A 15,586-nucleotide genomic window follows, 5' to 3' on the forward strand; every position below is an offset into this window, starting at 1 on the left:
TCAATCGGCCCGTGACCCAAACTTAGGAAGCTTACATTCCAAAAGAAAGTAGGCACTATTTCGGAAGGTAGGAACCCCATGGTTCGTAAAGCCTGCTCCCTCGAACCCAACGTCCTGAGCGCCCAATGCCCCACGCGCCAAGCGCTGGATCTCATCGCGGACAAGTGGACCACCCTGCTCATCTACCTGCTGGCGAAGGGGAAGCAGCGCTACGGCGACCTGCACCGCCAGGTGGGCGGCATCAGCCAGAAGATGCTCACCCAGACTCTCCGGAAGCTCGAGCGGGACGGACTCGTGTCCCGGCATGTCTATCCAGAGGTGCCGCCCCGCACGGAGTACGAGCTGACAAAGCTGGGTCACACGCTGATCGGACCCCTCGGTGCCCTGTGCGAGTGGGCCGGCACCCACCTGTCCGAGCTGGAGCAGGCGCGCAAGCGTTACGACCACCTGCAGAAGAAGCCCCCGCTCAGCGCCTGATGCTGTCCGGGGGGGAGGCTCCGCCTCTGCGAGCCGCGTAGCGGAAGCAGGAGCCTCGCGGGAGCGAGGCGCCAGGCGGAGGCCTGCTCGCTTCGCTCGCGATGTCCCCCCGGGCCCCCGCGCCTCGGTCGGGCAGAGCCCGCCCTCAGCGCCTGATGCTGTCCGGGGGGACCGCCTGCTCGCTTCGCTCGCGATGTCCCCCCGGGCCCCCGCGCCTCGGTCGGGCAGAGCCCGCCCTCAGCGCCTGATGCTGTCCGGGGGAAGGTCCTCGGGGAAGTCCAGGTCGCGGGCGCCTTCGGAGAAGGGGAGGCCTTGCGCGGCTTCCCGCAGGAGGATGGCCTTGGCGCCTACGTCTCCGCGCAGCGCGAGTAGGTCGGGGAAGCAGCGCCGGGGCAGCACCGCCGGGATGCCGAGGGTGCCCGCGTAGGCGCAGGCGGCGGGACGGTCGGGGTCGGTGGCGGCCAGGGCCAGGAGGCGGCGCAGAAGGAAGGTGTCCACAGCAGGCTGGTCCACCGTGAGGATCAGGACGGCCGGGGTCTTCGGCGGGAGGGCGGCGATGCCCGTCCGGATGGAACTGGCCATGCCTTCCGCGGCCTCAGGGTTGATGACGGGCAGCACATCGAGACCCTCGAGCCCCGGGTTCCAATCGCCCACCACGGCGATCACCGGGCTGCATCCGGCTTCCAGGGCGGTCCGGGTGGCGCGGCGGAGGAGCGTCTCTCCCTCGTAGGGCAGCAGGGCCTTGGGGCGGCCCATGCGGCGGCCCTCGCCCGCGGCGAGGATGATGGCTGCGGTCACGGGGCCGATACCGTGGTGCGCGTGGCGCGCAAGGAGTTGCCGGTCCGACCTCGGAAGGAGGCCTGGATCTCAGCCAGCACCGCAAGGGCGATGGTTTCGGGATCCTCCGCGCCCAGGTCCAGGCCCACAGGGCTGTGCAGGCGGTCTCCAGGGAAGATGCCTTCCGCGGCGAGCTCCTCGCGGATCTTCGCGCTACGGGCTCGGCTGCCCATGAGGCCGAGATAGCTGGCTCCTGAAGCCGCCAGCGCGCGCAGGGCCTCCAGATCCTTCAAGTAATTGTGGGTCATGAGGACCACCGCGCTGCGCGCGTCCAGTCCCAGCCCAGGGATCCGCTGGGCCGGATGGCCCGAGAGAACGGCGTCCGCCTCGGGGAAGCGCTCAGGCCGGGCGAAAGCGGGCCGGTGATCCAGCAGGCCCACCCGCCAGCCCAGCTCCTTGGCCATCCGCACCAGGGGCCGGCTGTCGTCGCTGGCGCCCAGGATCCAAAGGGCGATCGCCGGGGTGAAGGTCTCGGTGAAGCCGGATGTCGGCGCGTCCGGCTGGTTGGAGATGCTGCGCATACCCAAGTGATCGGGAGTCAGGTCGGTGTGGAGGGTGAGATGGGTTCGCGAGCCGAGGGCCCGCTCGACCCAGGCCAGCCACTCGGGTGGCGTGGCGGGATCGAGGCGTTCCACCAGGATGTCCAGCAGGCCCTCGCAGCCGCTGCCGCTGCCCCAGACCAGATCCGCGTCGCCCCGCAGGTCGTAGCGGAGCAGGCGGGGTTGGCTGTCGGCAAGGGCCTCCCGGGCGCGGGCCATGACCTCGCCTTCGAGGCAACCGCCGCTGAGGGAGCCGCGCAGGATCCGCTCGCCATCAGTCAGAAGCCGGGAGCCGGGGCGGCGGTAGCTGGAGCCTTCGACGCGGACCAGCGTGGCCAGGGCCACGGGCGTTCCGCGGCCCCGGACGAGCGCCAGGATGTCCTGGAGTTCCTTGTGCATGAGGGGATTATGCCCTGCGATCAGGCCTTGCGCAGCGCCGGGGGAAGGAGTGGCAGGCTGCGCAGGCGCATGCCGGTGGCCGCGAACACCGCGTTGGCCACGGCGGGCGCCAGTGGCGGCAGGCCCGGCTCGCCCACGCCACCCGGCGGCAGTTCGCTGGGCACGATGTGGACCTCCACCTTGGGCATGGACGGGAGCAGGAGGATCGGATGGTCCGAGAAGCTGTCGGCGGTCACGCGGCCATCCTTGAGGGTGATCTCGTCGTAGAGGGCCGCGCTGAGACCGAAGGCGATGCCGCCCTCCATCTGAGCCTTCACGTTCCCCGGGTTCAGCGTCATGCCGCAGTCCACGGCGCAGACCACGCGATGGACGCGGATGCCGCCGCCCGCCTTGGCTTCCACCTCCGCCACCTGGGCCACATAGGTGCCGCAGTCCAGGTAGGCGTGCGCCGCGATGCCTCGGCCCCGGCCCTTGGGCAGCTTGCGGGTGCGCCACCCGGCCTTGGCCGCGGCCAGCTCCAGCACGGCGCGGTAGCGGGCGGGATCGAAGGTGTGCTGGCCCAGCTTCAGGGGGGCCTTCGGCAAGTGCGCCAGCCGGAAGGCCAGGGGGTCCTTGCCGGCCGCGTGGGCCAGCTCATCCAGGAAGCACTCGGTGACGAAGGGATTGAAGCTGGCGGGCACGGCGCGCCAGAACCAGATGGGCACGGGCGTGTCGCTCTGGCCCCACTCCACGTGCAAGTTCGGAATGTCGTAGGCCAGGTCCGCTGCGCCCGCCAGCTCGGTGGCCTCCGGTGGCCAGGGGAAGTGGTTCGAGGCGGCGATGGAAGGCCCCACGAACCGGTGCATCCAGGCCAAGGGCCGCCCCTGGGCGTCCAGGCCCGCCTCCAGTTCGTGCAGCGTGGCAGGGCGGTAGCCGTCGTGCCGGAAATCGTCGGGTCTCGTCCACTGCACCTTCACGGGGGCGCCGACGGCCTTGGAGCAGGCCACGGCGTCCGCGATGAAGTCCGCCATGGCCCGGCGGCCGAAGCCGCCGCCCGCCAGCATGACCTGGATCTCGATCTGGTCGGCCTTCAGGCCGGTGATCTGTTCGACGGCGGGCAGGGCCATGCCCGGGGCCTGGGTGGGCGCCCAGATCATGCAGCGGCCAGGCTTCACGTCGGCCACGGCGACCATGGGCTCCATGGTCGCGTGGGCCAGGAAGGGCGCGTCGTAGGTGGCCTTGATGCGCTTGGCGGCCTTCGGCAGGGCCTGGGCGGCATCACCGGCCTGGCGCACCACCTTGCCGGGCGTCTTGAGCCGTTCCTCGTACTGCCTGCGGATGGAGGCACTGTCCATCTTGGCGGCCGGCCCCTCGTCCCACTGGACCTTCAGGGCCTCGCGACCCGCGAAGGCCGCCCAGGTGTCCTCGCCGAATACGGCCACGCCGCTGGGCACCTCCAGCACCTGCTTCACGCCGGGCACCTTCCGGGCGGCCGAGGCGTCGAAGGACTTCACCTTCCCGCCGAACACCGGGCAGCGCTCGATGCTGGCCACGAGCATGCCAGGCAGGTGCAGGTCCGTGGTGAACTGGGCTTTTCCGGCCACGATGTCGGGGCCGTCCAGGCGCCGTGCATCCTTGCCGAGGATCCGGAAGTCCTTGGGCGCCTTCAGCGGCGGCTCCGGCGGTGGCGTAAGCTTGCCGGCGCGGGCCGCCAGCTCGCCATAGGCCAGGCTCCGCTTCGTGGGCGGGTGCTGGATGTGGCCGCCCCGGGCAAGGCACTCGGACTTGGCCACGCCCCAGGTGTCCGCGCCGGCCTGGAGAAGCATCTCCCGGGCCTGGGCGCCCACCTTGCGCAGGGCCTGGGTGGTGGAGAGGGTGGTCTGGCTGCCGCCGGTGACGCCGAGGTCGCCGAACCTCGGTGCGGTGGAGGCCTGGAGGATCTTCACGCGGGACCAGTCCGCCTCAAGCTCTTCGGCGATGGCCATGGCCATGCTGGTGCGGACGCCTTGGCCCATTTCCGTGCGCGTGGCCCAGATGGTGACGGAGCCGTCCGGGTCGATGCGGAGCATGCCGCTGGGCTGGAAGGCGGATTCCGTGGGCTGCGCCGCCGCGCCTTTCAGCCGCACAGGCAGGGCGAAGGCCAGGGTCAGGGCGCCGGTGGTCTTGAGGAAGTCACGGCGGGTGGTGCTCATGGGGCCACCTCCTTCCGCTGGCCTGCGGCCCGGTGGATGGCCTCGCGGATCCGCAGGTAGGTGCCGCAGCGGCAGACGTTCTCGCCCATGGCCTGGTCGATGTCCCGGTCCGTGGGCTTGGGATGCCTGGCCAGGAGGGCCGCGGCGGTCATGATCTGGCCCGTCTGGCAGTAGCCGCACTGGGCGACGTCCACCTCGATCCAGGCCTTCTGAAGGGGGTGGGCGCTGTGAGGGTCCAGGCCCTCGATGGTGGTGATGCGCTTGGTGCCGACGTCGCTCACCGGCGTCACGCAGGACCGCACGGCCTCCCCGCCCAGGTGGACGGTGCAGGCGCCGCAGAGGCCCTGCCCGCACCCGAACTTGGTGCCCGTGAGCTTGATGCGGTCGCGGAGCACCCACAGCAGGGGCATGTCCGGGGAGGCTTCGACCGTATGGGACTGGCCGTTGACCGAGAGGGTGTACTCCGCCATGGGCACCTCCATCTGGGATGGCGGCCCCCATGCTACGCCCTTTCTCCAGCGAGGGTGCGATATGAAAAACTAGATCAATCCATCTTCAATGGGAACTTTCCTGATCCGTTTCCCAGTGGCCGCGAAGACCGCGTTCAGCACCGCTGGGATGGCCACCGGCACCGGGGGTTCGCCCATGCCGGATGGGGCCTCGGCGCTGGGGATCACATGGGTCTCGACCACAGGCATGTCCGCCAGGCGGAGCACGGGGAAGTCGTGATAGCCCGTCTGCACCGTGCGGCCCTTCTCCCAGGTGATCTGAGAGAACAACGCGGAGAGGCCGAAGGCGATGCCGCCCTCCACCTGGGACTCGAGGCCTGACGGGTTCACCACCAGGCCGCAGTCCACGGCGCAGGTGACCTTGTGGACCTTGAGCCGGCCCTTCACCACGGAGACCTCCGCCACCTCGGCGGCGTAGGTGCGGCCGTCGTAGGCGTGGCAGGCGAGGCCCAGGCCGCGGCCCGCGGGCAGCTTCCGGCCCCAGCCGGCCTTGGCGGCGGCCACCTCCAGCACCTTCTTCAGGCGACGGATGTCGGCCTTGTCCCGGCCGAATTTGACGATGCCCCGATTGCCGAGCAGATCAAGTCGGAAGCGGAGCGGGTCCTTTCCGAGCGCGTGGGCCACTTCGTCCAGGAAGCACTCCCGGGCGAAGACGTTGGGCACGATCTGGATGCCGCGCCACCATCCCAGGGGCGTGGGCGCCTCGACCTCCGCGAAGTCCACGGCGACGGCAGGGATGGCGTAGGGGATGTCGTAGGCGCCGTTGGTCTCCGTGGTGGCTTGCGAAGGTGCCTTCTGGCCTCCGGTCCAGGAGCGCAGCACGGCGGGACCGGCGATGCGGTGGGTCCAGGCCGCGAGGGCACCCGCGCCGTCGATCCCCGCCCGCAGGCGGTGGAGCGTCGCGGGGTGGTGCAGGTCATGGCGGAGGTCGTCCTCCCGGTCCCACACCACCTGGATGGGCCCGCCGCCGGCGGCCTTGGCCACCTGGGCGGCCTCGGTGCTGAAGTCTGTGCCGAGCCGGCGCCCGAAGCCGCCGCCGATGAGGGCGACATTCACCTTCAGCTGCTCTGGCTTGAGCCCCAAGGTGGCCGCGGCCCGCTCCTGAGCCCGGTTCGGCGACTGGCTGCCCATCCACATCTCAGCCGCGCCCTCGCTCAGGGCAGTCGTGGCGTTCATGGGCTCCACAGTGGCGTGGGCCTGGTAGGGGAAGCTGTACTCCGCCTCCAGCACCTTGGCGGCTGCGGCCAGGACCTTGGCGGGATCACCTTCGCGGCGGGCGTCGTCGGCGGGGCCCGTGAGGGCGGCTTTCATCTTGGCCGCGAGTGCAGAGGAACTGAAATCCCGCGCGGCTCCCTCTTCCCAGGTGGTCGTGGCGGCCAGGGCGTCCCGGCCCTTGAAGGCGGCCCAGGTGCTGTCCGCGATCACGGCCAGGCCCGTGGGCACCTTCACCACGGCCTTCACGCCCCGCACGGCCTTGGCCTTGGCATCATCCCAGGCCTTCGGCTGCCCTCCGATCACGGCGCAGCGCAACACAGCGGCGAAGCGCTGGCCCGGGCGGCGCACATCCAGGCCGAAGATGGCCTTGCCGGTGACGATGGCTGGGCCGTCGAATCGGGGCGTGCGCTTGCCGACCAGGCGGTAGTCCGCGGCTTTCTTCAGAGGGGCGTCCTTCGGCACAGGCAGCTTCGCCGCGGCTCCGGCGAGGTCGCCATAGCCGAGCTTCTGCCCGTCAGGCCCAAGCACGAATCCTCTCTCGGTGCGGCACTGGGCGGTTCCCACCTTCCACCGGGCGGCCGCGGCGGCCTTGAGCATCTCGCGGGCGGCTGCTCCGGCTTTGCGCAGGGGCGTCCAGGTGGTGCTCACGCTGGTGCTTCCGCCGGTCTGCATGGACTTGAACTCCGGGCCGGGCTGGCCGGTGACGACCTCGACCTTCGACCAGTCGAGGTCCAGTTCCTCGGCCACGGCCAGGGGCAGGGCCGTGCGCACGCCCTGGCCCATCTCCGTCTTGGGGACGGTGATCTGCGCCGTGCCATCCGGACGGATGGTGAGGAAGGCGTTGGGGTGGAAGGCGGTTTTGGTGGTCTCTCCAGACCGGGGTCTGGCTTCGAGGTGGAGTCCGAGCACGAGTCCCGCGCCCGCGGCGCCGGTCACCTTCAGGAAGTCGCGCCGGCTGGTCATTGCACACCTCCGGCGGCGCGCTTCACGGCTTTGCGGATGCGGGGGTAGGTTCCGCAGCGGCAGATGTGGTCGGCGAAGGCCTCGTCGATGTCGTGGTCTGTGGGATGGGCCTTGCGCTTGAGCAGGGCCGCGGCGGTCATGATCATGCCCGGCTGGCAGTAGCCGCATTGGGCCACGTCCTCGGCGATCCAGGCCTTCTGCACGGGATGGGAGCGATCCTTCGACAGGCCCTCCACCGTGACGACGCTGCGACCGGCAGCCTCCTTCAGGCTCGTCTGGCAGGACTTCACGGCCTGGCCGTCCAGGTGCACCGTGCAGGCGCCGCAGACGCCCTGGCCGCACCCGAACTTGGTGCCGGTGAGCCCGAGGTTGTCCCGGAGGACCCAGAGAAGCGGCGTGTCGGTGTCGGCGTCCACGGTCCGGGCGCGGCCGTTCACGGTGAGCTGGGTGGCGGGCATGGCAGCTCCCTCAAATATCGTGTGGCGAGGCTTCCACCCTACGCCGCCGGCGATCTGCCTGCAACGGTGGGTCTGTCCTCTGGCGCACCAGGGGAGAGGTGACGCTATGCTGGAGAACCCCCCCTGGAGAATCCCCGATGCGACCTTTGATCGCCGCCCTCCTGTCCTTCGCCGCCATGGCCCTGAGCGCGGGCCCCAAGCCCCAGGTGAAGCTCACCACGTCCATGGGCGTGATCGTCATGGAGCTGGAGCCGCAGGCGGCGCCCCGCACCGTGGAGAACTTCCTGAAGTACGTGAGGAAGGGCCAGTACAACGGCACGATCTTCCACCGCGTCATTCCAGGGTTCATGATCCAGGGCGGCGGCTACGTGGACTACCTCGGGAAGAAGCGCACGGATGCCTCCATCCCCAATGAGGCCGACCGTGCCCTGGCGGCGGGGCTCAAGAACAAGCGGGGCACCGTGGCCATGGCGCGGACGCCGGATCCCCACAGCGCCGCCGCGGAGTTCTTCATCAACGTGGTGAACAACCCCTCGCTGGACTTCAAGGGCAAGGCCAACGACAAGACATGGGGCTACTGCGTGTTCGGCCGGGTCATCAAGGGCATGGACGTGGTGGATCGCATCAAGGCCGTCAAGACCAGCAACAAGCGCAGCGACTTCCTGAACCTGCCCGTGAAGCCGGTGCTCATCAAGGAAGCGGTGCAGATCCAATGACGGCCAGGGCCTCCGCAGGCGCATTCAGCTTCTGGAGGCTGCGTTCGAGCCGTCGGCGGTAGCGGGGCTGCAGGTCGGTGCCTGAGGGCTCGAACTGGGCCCGATCCCAATCGAGGACCAGGGCTCCGCCGCCGGGAGGCAGGAGGATGTTGGTGGCGTTCAGATCGGGCGACCACAGGCCCCATTCGCCGAGGGCGGCGATGGCACGCCGGATGTCCCCGGCCCGTTCGAGGCTCAAGTCCCACCGGCGCGGCCAGGCATCGCCTTCGGCCAACCGCGTGAAGAGCACGCCTTCCACTCCGAGACCGCTGGGGCGCCAGGCATAGCCGAGCGGCTCGACGGTGGGGAAGCCGGCCTCCCAGAGGCCGCGGTGGACCGCGTGCTCCGCGGCGAACCGAAGGTGGGTGCGGTAGGTCCGCTCGTTCAAGTGGCGCAGGAGGCCGCCGCGGCGGTAGGGGCGCATCACGAGGTCGCCGACGCGCAGGATACCCCCGCGGCCGAAGGCGCCTTCCAGGGGAACGGCCTCGCCTGTGATGAGCTGCCCGCCCGGCGTGCAGATGCGCCAGCCACCGCCCAGACCGGGCAGGTCGAGGTTGACGCGGCAGCCCAGCGGCTTGAGCGGCTTGCCGGGTTCGTACGGCCAGGAGGCCGGCAGGGGAGGGACGATGTAAGGGTCATGGATCATGTGGATTCCAGCTTGGCGGGTCCGCAGGCGGAAGGCAAAGGGTGTGTCCGAATGTTCGTTGGAACGAGTCCGACGACAGCTGTCAACTGCCGCCGCAGGCGGGAACCTGCCACCAAAAATCAGCACGGACCCAAGTGGCTTGAGATGGAAGGAATTCTTCCGGATTGCAGTCGCGCTTCCCACAAAGGATGTGGAAATCCCAACACCTCTTCTCGGTAACGAGGTGAATTCTTTCTCGATTTCTGCACGCCCATCCAAGTGGGGTTTCATCGGCGCATCCGGTTCGGCGTCACTATTCTGGAGTCGTGGACGCGCGCACTCACCATCCCTCCATCCCCGCAGAGGCCTTGGCCCGGCAGGCCCGTCTCTCGGCGCTTCTGGCCGCCATGGAGCAGGGATCAGCCAGCCGCGAACCAGCCGCTCTGCGGGCCCTTCAGGACGCCTTGCGCGGAAAGCACGCCGACCCGGCGGCCCTCATCCAATCTTTGGTGGAAGAGGACCTGATCGAAGAAGGGGCCTGCCTGGTTCGCGCCGATCGCCACCTTGCAGACCCGCAATCCTTCCAGCAGATCTCCGCGCTCCTGGCGCCTCTGGCGTCCCGGTCCCAGAAGCGGCGCGAAGCGACGTGGCAGCTGGACACCCGGCGCGCCTGCGTGCGTGTGGGCTATGCGAAAGAGGGCGAGGCCATCGATTTCGATGAGGGCGAGGTGCATGCGCTTCTCCTCCAGGCCTTCCGCCTCGAGGGAATCCGGTTGGCGTTGGATCTTGGCAAGCGGCCCCGCCCAGCGCTGCATCTCGAACTGCCGCTTCCCTCAGGGGCTGGTGGGCTCTGCGAATGGGCGGCGGTGGTCCTCCGGGTGGAACCCTCCGGTTCGCCCGAGGCTCTGATGTCAGCCCTGAACAACCGCCTTCCAGAAGGCCTGCGGATCCACCGCTGGGAGCCCCATCCCCCCTACGCTTCGTCGTTGGCAGACTTGGCCGAGGCTTCCCATTGGCGCTGGACCTGTCCCGCGGACCTGGCGAACGGCGCCAGGCAGCGGACCAGGGGCTTCTTGTCCGCGACGGAATGGCTCTGGGAGAAAGAGGGGCGGATCGAGGGCCGCAAGCAGGTCAAGCCGTTGAATCTGCGGCCGCTCGTGATGGAACTGCGATGGGAGGGAGACGTTCTCGTAAGCACGACCCGCACCAGGAGCTCCGAAGCAGGCAACCCCCTGAAGATCCATGCGGCGATCCTGGGGCTCGAAACGGCCGCGCTCCGCGGTCTCGTGCGCCTGGCCCTGGACCTGAAGCCCGACCCGCGCCTGGCCCAGGCAGACCGTTTCGAGCCCAAGCTCAAGAACATGTACGAGGACGCGGTGCTGCTCGGCGGCGGCTCCAACATCATCCTGGTGGATGAGGATGATGACGAGCCGATCCAGCTAGGCTGAACCGGCCTCCTTGCTGATGGCCAGCAGGAGCCCCAGGCAGACCAGGCTGGCGATGAGGCTGTTGGGGCCGAAGGATATGAAGGGCAGGGGGATGCCTTTGTTGGGGGCCAGGGACAGCACCACGCTCATGTTCATCAGAGCCTGCACCACCAGCAGCAGTACAAAGCCCATGGCGCACAACTTCAGGAACGGGTCGTTCACGCGCCGGGCGATGCGGTGGCCGCGCCAGAGGATCGCGAGGAAGAGCGCCAGGATCGCCACAGTCCCGATCAGGCCGGCTTCCTCGGCGATCACCGCGTAGATGAAATCCGTGTGCGCCTCGGGAAGAAAGAAGAGCTTCTGCTTGCCGCCGCCGAGCCCCACGCCCATGAAGCCGCCGTTGCCGACAGCCACAAGGCTCTGGAGCGCCTGATGCCCCTTGCCGAGAGGGTCCGCCGAGGGATTGAGGAAGCTCGTCACCCGGGCCAGGCGGTAGGGCGACAGCACCACGAAGGCGGTTCCCAGCGCGCCCAGGACGGGGATGGCCACGGCGAAGATCCACTTCGGAGCACCGCCGAGGAAGACCACCATCAACGTCACGAAGACAATGAGGAACGAGGTCCCGAAGTCAGGCTCGCGCAGGATGAGAGCCAGAGGAACCAGCATGATGCCGGCCAGGCCCAGGAGCTTGGGCAGGGCGTCGCGATGGCTCGACCAGGCCTCGCGGTGGCGCACCATCCAACCGGCGGCGAGGAGCACCGACAGGGGCTTGAACAGCTCCGAGGGTTGGAGGCTCATGGCCCCCAGGCGGATCCAGCGGTGGGCGCCGTTGACCTTGGGGCCGAAGAGGAGCACCGCCACCAGCAGGAGCACCAGGATCCCGTACGTGATCTGGAGCGGGCGGGAATGGTCTTGGAGCGGCGCCAGGTCCACCTGGGAGAGCGCCAGCATGAAGGCGATGCCGATGACGCCGCCCATGAGCTGGCGGGTCAGGAAGGCGGTGGCCGCCGCGTGGTTCTGGGAAGCCTTGATGGCGGAGGCGGAGTAGATCCACACCATGCCGACCGCCACCAGCGCGAGTGCGAACAGCACCAGCCAGCGGTCGACGGGGCGGCGGACATCCGGGGCCATGTCCGCTCCTAGGCCAGAGCCAGGTCGCGGCGGGCGGCGGTCTCGAGCTCGTGGAGGGCCTGGTCCACCCAGGCGGTCTCCTGGGCTTCCACCATGAGGCGGAGCTTGGGCTCCGTCCCGGACCAGCGCACCACCTGGCGCACGCCTTCGCCCCAGCGGGCGTCGATGGCGGCCATGGCGGCGACCAGGTCCGTGCAGGCCGCCACATCGCGGCGGTCTCTGGCGACCACATTCACCAGACGCTGGGGCCAGGGGCGGAAGGCCCAGGCCCAGCGGCGATCCGCAGGCCGATGCAAGAGCGCGCGGAGGATGCCGAGGGCGGCGGCCATGCCGTCACCGCTGGGGCCCACGCGCTTCTGGATGAGGTGCCCCGAGGCCTCCGCGGCCAGATCCCAGCCTCGCTTGGCCATCTCCCGCAGCAGGAACTTGTCCCCCACGGGGGTGCGGACGAAGGGGATCTCCGCACTGGCCAGGGCCTGGGCAAGGCCCCCGTTGGTCATCACGGTGCCCACCACGCCTGGCGGCGCGTCCCCGCTGGCTTTGCGGTCCTGGGCGAGCAGCCATACCATCTGGTCGCCGTCCACCAGGTCGCCCCGCCCATCCACCAGCAGGCAGCGGTCTCCGTCACCGTCGAAGGCGATGCCCAGCTGGGCGCCGCGAGCCACCACGGCTGCGGACAGGGCGTTGAGATGCGTGGAACCCACGCCCACGTTGATGGAAGGGCCATCGGCGGGCACACCGATCCAGTCGATGGCAGGGCCCCGGAAGAGCTCCTGGGCCGCCTCCGCCGTGGCTCCATGGGCGCAGTCGATGACCACGCCGAAGTTCCGGGGCAGGTCAATGCCGCCCAGGTGCCTCAGGTAGGGCCCGAGATCCAGATGCTCCGGGGGGATCGAGATGGTGGTCGGCTCGGGGATGGCCTCGAAGGCGGCCTCGATGGCTTGTTCCTGATCTTCCTCCAGCTTCTCGCCCAGTTCATTGAAGCCCTTGAGGCCGTTGTCCTCCGGCGGATTGTGGCTGGCGGAGATCATGAGACCCCAGGTCTTGGGGCCCTCCGCGCTCAGATGGGCCACGGTCCAGGCCACGGCCGGGGTCGGGACCATGCCGAGGACCAGTACCCTCAGGCCCATCCCGAGGCCCAGGATGAAAGCCTCGGACATGGGGCCGGAGCTGGACCTGGGATCCCAGCCGATCACCATCCGCTTTACGCCGGCTTTCCGGGCCACCTGGGCCCAGGCGGCGCCCCAGCGGGAGACCTCTTCCAGGGTGAGGGGGGAGCGCAGGGCGACCCCGCGGATGCCGTCGGTTCCGAAGTAGCAGAGACTCATGCCGGAAGTTTACCTGATGGCGTGCGTCCTGAAGACTTTGTATCCCCACCCCGCAGCCTCGGCGTGGGCGGCGGCCGTGAGGCCGTCCCGTTGATCCGGGGCGAGGGACATGCCGGCGCGGGCCACCAGGAACCGCTTGCGAGAGATGCCGATGCACATTCGTGCGGCGGACCACACAAGCGCCTCCGGCAGCCGGGGGAGGGCGTTCCAGAGGGCAAGGTCCTCGGCGAAGGTGGTGCCAAAGCCGAAGCCGGGGTCCAGCAATACGCGCTGGTCCGCGATGCCGGCGCCCCGCAAGCGGTCTCGGACCCCCATCAGCTCCGCGATGGCCAGGGACGCGTCCTTCGGGGCGGGATCATCATAGGGGGGCATGAGGAAGCCCTCGCCCTGGCACCGGCTGCGCATGGCGATGAGGCCGCAGGCGGAGCCGGCGGCCAGCTCCAGCATGGCGGGGTCGGCCAGGCCAGCCACGTCGTTGATGACGGCGATCCCTGCGTCCAGGCCCTTCGCAGCCACCGCGGCGTGCCGGGTGTCCAGGCTGAGGGGAATGTCCGGCAGAGCATCCCGCAGCGCCGCCAGGACAGGCTCCAGGCGGCCCCATTCCGTGGTGGCGTCCACCACGGCGGATCCGGGGCGGGTGCTTTCGGCACCCAGGTCGAGCATGCGGGCCCCGGCGGCCACGAGGTGCCGGGCCTGGGTCAGGGCCGCAGAGGGATCCAGGTAGCGTCCCCCGTCGCTGAAGGAGTCCGGCGTCAGATTGAGGATGCCAAGGAAAAGGGGACCACCCTCCAGGAGCGGTCCCCATTGAAACGGTGCGGACTTCACGCGGGCTTGAGGGCGGGGTTCAGGCCGGGATCGGTCTTTGGCCCCTCCACGGTGGCCGGGGCGGACGGCGTGCCGCCGCCCTTGGGCGGGGGCAGCGTGCCGCCCTTCATGAGGATGTCGATGTCCTCGCCGTCGAGGGTCTCGCGCACCAGGAGGGCCTCGGCGATGGCCACCAGCTTGTCGCGGTGGGCCTCGATGGCGGCCTTGGCACGGCGGTAGTTGCGCAGCACGAACTCCTGCACCTCCACATCGATGAGGCGGGCGGTGTCCTCGGAGATCTCCCGGTGCTGGGCGAAGTCGCGGCCCAGGAAGACCTCGTGCTGGCCGCCGCCGAAGTTCAGCGGGCCCAGCTTATCGCTCATGCCGTACTCCGTGACCATGGAGCGGGCCATCTCGGTGGCCTGCTGGATGTCATTGGCGGCGCCGGTGCTGAGCTGGTTGAAGAAGATCTCCTCGGCGATGCGGCCGCCCATGGCGATGGCGATCCGGCTCTCCATGTAGTCGCGGGTGGTGTTGTAGCGGTCCGTGGTCGGGAGCTGCCAGGTGACGCCCAGGGCGCGGCCCCGGGGGATGATGGTGACCTTGTGGAGCGGGTCGCTGTCGGGCACCACGTGGGCCACGACCGTGTGGCCAGCCTCGTGGTAGGCGGTGATGCGCTTGTCCGCCTCGGTCATGACCAGGCTGCGGCGCTCGGCGCCCATGTAGACCTTGTCCTTGGCGTTCTCGAAGTCGATCATCTCGACCCACTTCTTGCTGCCGCGGGCGGCGGTGAGGGCGGCCTCGTTGCAGAGGTTGGCCAGGTCGGCGCCGGCAAAGCCGGGAGTGCCGCGGGCGATGACTTCCAGGTCCACGTCCGGGCTGAGGGGGATCTTGTCGGTGGTGTGCACCTTCAGGATCTCGTGGCGGCCCTTCACGTCGGGGCGGTCCACCACCACGCGCCGGTCGAAGCGGCCGGGGCGGAGCAGGGCGGGATCCAGCACGTCGGGGCGGTTGGTGGCGGCGATGAGGATGACGCCCTCATTGCCCTCGAAGCCGTCCATTTCCACCAGCAGCTGGTTCAGGGTCTGCTCGCGCTCGTCGTGGCCTCCGCCCAGACCGGCGCCGCGATGGCGGCCCACAGCGTCGATCTCATCGATGAACACGATGCAGGGGGCGCTCTTCTTGGCCTGCTCGAAGAGGTCGCGCACGCGGCTGGCGCCCACGCCCACGAACATTTCCACGAAGTCCGAGCCCGAAATGGAGAAGAACTGGACCTTGGCCTCGCCGGCGATGGCGCGGGCCAGGAGGGTCTTGCCGGTCCCCGGAGGGCCCATGAGCAGGACGCCTTTGGGGATCTTGCCCCCCAGCTTCACGAATTTGGCGGGGTCCTTCAGGAACTCCACGATCTCCTTCAGCTCCTCCTTGGCCTCGTCGCAGCCGGCGACGTCGGCGAAGGTAACGCGCTTGGCGCTGCTGGAGAGGCCCTTGGCGCGGGCCTTGCCGAAGCTCAGGGCCTTGTTGCCGCCCATCTGGGCCTGGCGCATGAACACGAACCAGAGCACCACGAAGACGAGCAGGGGCGCCCAGAACATGAGCACATAGGCGAAGTTGTTCTCGCTGGGCTTGGCGGCCTTGAACTCATCGAGCTGACCCTCGGTCTTCCAGCTGAGGATGACCTTGCCCAGGTCCTGCATGGGGGGGGCCACGGTGCGGAACTTCTCGATGACCTCGCCAGTCTTGGGGTTCTTGTCGGGCTGCTTGTAGGTGCCTTCGACATCGAAGCCGGAGAGCGTGACGGACTTGTACTTGCCGCTGACGCCCTCGGTGTAGAAGGTCGAGAAGGGGATCTCGATCTGGCGGCTGTTCTGGGGGATCTGGCGGAAGGCCAGCACCAAGAGGGCGATGATGCCCAGCCAGACCAGCACGCTCTTCATCATGGAATTCAAAG

At 69.2% G+C, this 15,586-nt stretch carries 14 protein-coding genes; 3 read left to right on the forward strand and 11 right to left on the reverse strand.

Annotated features, from left to right (window positions below):
- Nucleotides 1-78 precede the first annotated feature (78 nt).
- Nucleotides 79-477 (forward strand): helix-turn-helix domain-containing protein, encoded by a 399-nt coding sequence (locus ML539_RS04315; RefSeq protein ID WP_243293811.1) that lies wholly within the window; start codon nucleotides 79-81, stop codon nucleotides 475-477.
- Nucleotides 478-714: 237 nt separating this feature from the next.
- On the opposite strand, the gene ML539_RS04320 is transcribed toward ML539_RS04315, so the two are convergent.
- The 6 genes from ML539_RS04320 to ML539_RS04345 form a co-directional block, all read right to left on the reverse strand.
- Complete coding sequence (locus ML539_RS04320) at nucleotides 715-1,275, reverse strand: nucleotidyltransferase family protein (protein WP_243320987.1); 561 nt, start codon at nucleotides 1,273-1,275, stop codon at nucleotides 715-717.
- A complete protein-coding gene (locus ML539_RS04325; protein WP_243320989.1) occupies nucleotides 1,272-2,252 on the reverse strand; it encodes an XdhC/CoxI family protein in 981 nt (326 codons plus the stop codon). Before ML539_RS04325 ends, ML539_RS04320 begins: the two co-directional genes overlap by 4 nt.
- Nucleotides 2,253-2,272: 20 nt before the next feature.
- Nucleotides 2,273-4,423 (reverse strand): xanthine dehydrogenase family protein molybdopterin-binding subunit, encoded by a 2,151-nt coding sequence (locus ML539_RS04330; RefSeq protein WP_243320991.1) that lies wholly within the window; start codon nucleotides 4,421-4,423, stop codon nucleotides 2,273-2,275.
- Nucleotides 4,420-4,893 (reverse strand): (2Fe-2S)-binding protein, encoded by a 474-nt coding sequence (locus ML539_RS04335; RefSeq protein WP_243320993.1) that lies wholly within the window; start codon nucleotides 4,891-4,893, stop codon nucleotides 4,420-4,422. Before ML539_RS04335 ends, ML539_RS04330 begins: the two co-directional genes overlap by 4 nt.
- Before the next feature lie 69 nt (nucleotides 4,894-4,962).
- Nucleotides 4,963-7,110 carry a molybdopterin cofactor-binding domain-containing protein gene (locus ML539_RS04340; protein WP_243320995.1) on the reverse strand — a complete coding sequence of 716 codons (2,148 nt, stop codon included), beginning with the start codon at nucleotides 7,108-7,110 and terminating at the stop codon, nucleotides 4,963-4,965.
- Nucleotides 7,107-7,568, reverse strand: coding sequence for a (2Fe-2S)-binding protein (locus ML539_RS04345; RefSeq protein ID WP_243320997.1), 462 nt, complete (start codon nucleotides 7,566-7,568; stop codon nucleotides 7,107-7,109). Before ML539_RS04345 ends, ML539_RS04340 begins: the two co-directional genes overlap by 4 nt.
- Before the next feature lie 137 nt (nucleotides 7,569-7,705).
- Between ML539_RS04345 and ML539_RS04350 the strand changes: the two genes are divergently transcribed.
- Nucleotides 7,706-8,284 (forward strand): peptidylprolyl isomerase, encoded by a 579-nt coding sequence (locus ML539_RS04350; protein ID WP_347710731.1) that lies wholly within the window; start codon nucleotides 7,706-7,708, stop codon nucleotides 8,282-8,284.
- On the opposite strand, the gene ML539_RS04355 is transcribed toward ML539_RS04350, so the two are convergent.
- Nucleotides 8,259-8,969, reverse strand: coding sequence for a lipopolysaccharide kinase InaA family protein (locus ML539_RS04355; RefSeq protein ID WP_243321001.1), 711 nt, complete (start codon nucleotides 8,967-8,969; stop codon nucleotides 8,259-8,261). The two genes, ML539_RS04350 and ML539_RS04355, sit on opposite strands and share 26 nt — an antisense overlap.
- Before the next feature lie 305 nt (nucleotides 8,970-9,274).
- On the opposite strand from ML539_RS04355, the gene ML539_RS04360 reads away from it, so the two are divergent.
- Entirely contained in the window at nucleotides 9,275-10,396 is a 1,122-nt protein-coding gene (locus ML539_RS04360; protein WP_243321003.1) for a TIGR03936 family radical SAM-associated protein, read from the forward strand.
- Here ML539_RS04360 and ftsW read toward each other — a convergent pair.
- From ftsW to ftsH, 4 genes are read right to left on the reverse strand one after another with little or no spacing between them, the layout of a single operon-like run.
- Nucleotides 10,388-11,506: a putative lipid II flippase FtsW gene (gene ftsW / locus ML539_RS04365; protein WP_243321005.1), complete on the reverse strand. Its 1,119-nt coding sequence runs from the start codon at nucleotides 11,504-11,506 to the stop codon at nucleotides 10,388-10,390. The two genes, ML539_RS04360 and ftsW, sit on opposite strands and share 9 nt — an antisense overlap.
- An 8-nt stretch (nucleotides 11,507-11,514) precedes the next feature.
- On the reverse strand, nucleotides 11,515-12,834 hold the full coding sequence (gene glmM / locus ML539_RS04370) for a hypothetical protein (protein ID WP_243321008.1): 1,320 nt from the start codon (nucleotides 12,832-12,834) through the stop codon (nucleotides 11,515-11,517).
- Between the two features lie 9 nt (nucleotides 12,835-12,843).
- On the reverse strand, nucleotides 12,844-13,659 hold the full coding sequence (gene folP, locus ML539_RS04375) for a dihydropteroate synthase (RefSeq protein WP_243321010.1): 816 nt from the start codon (nucleotides 13,657-13,659) through the stop codon (nucleotides 12,844-12,846).
- Nucleotides 13,656-15,572 carry an ATP-dependent zinc metalloprotease FtsH gene (gene ftsH, locus ML539_RS04380; RefSeq protein ID WP_243321012.1) on the reverse strand — a complete coding sequence of 639 codons (1,917 nt, stop codon included), beginning with the start codon at nucleotides 15,570-15,572 and terminating at the stop codon, nucleotides 13,656-13,658. The genes folP and ftsH overlap by 4 nt, the downstream gene beginning before the upstream one ends.
- Nucleotides 15,573-15,586 lie beyond the last annotated feature (14 nt).

This window comes from Geothrix sp. SG200, assembly GCF_022808935.1.
GTDB lineage: Bacteria > Acidobacteriota > Holophagae > Holophagales > Holophagaceae > Geothrix > Geothrix alkalitolerans.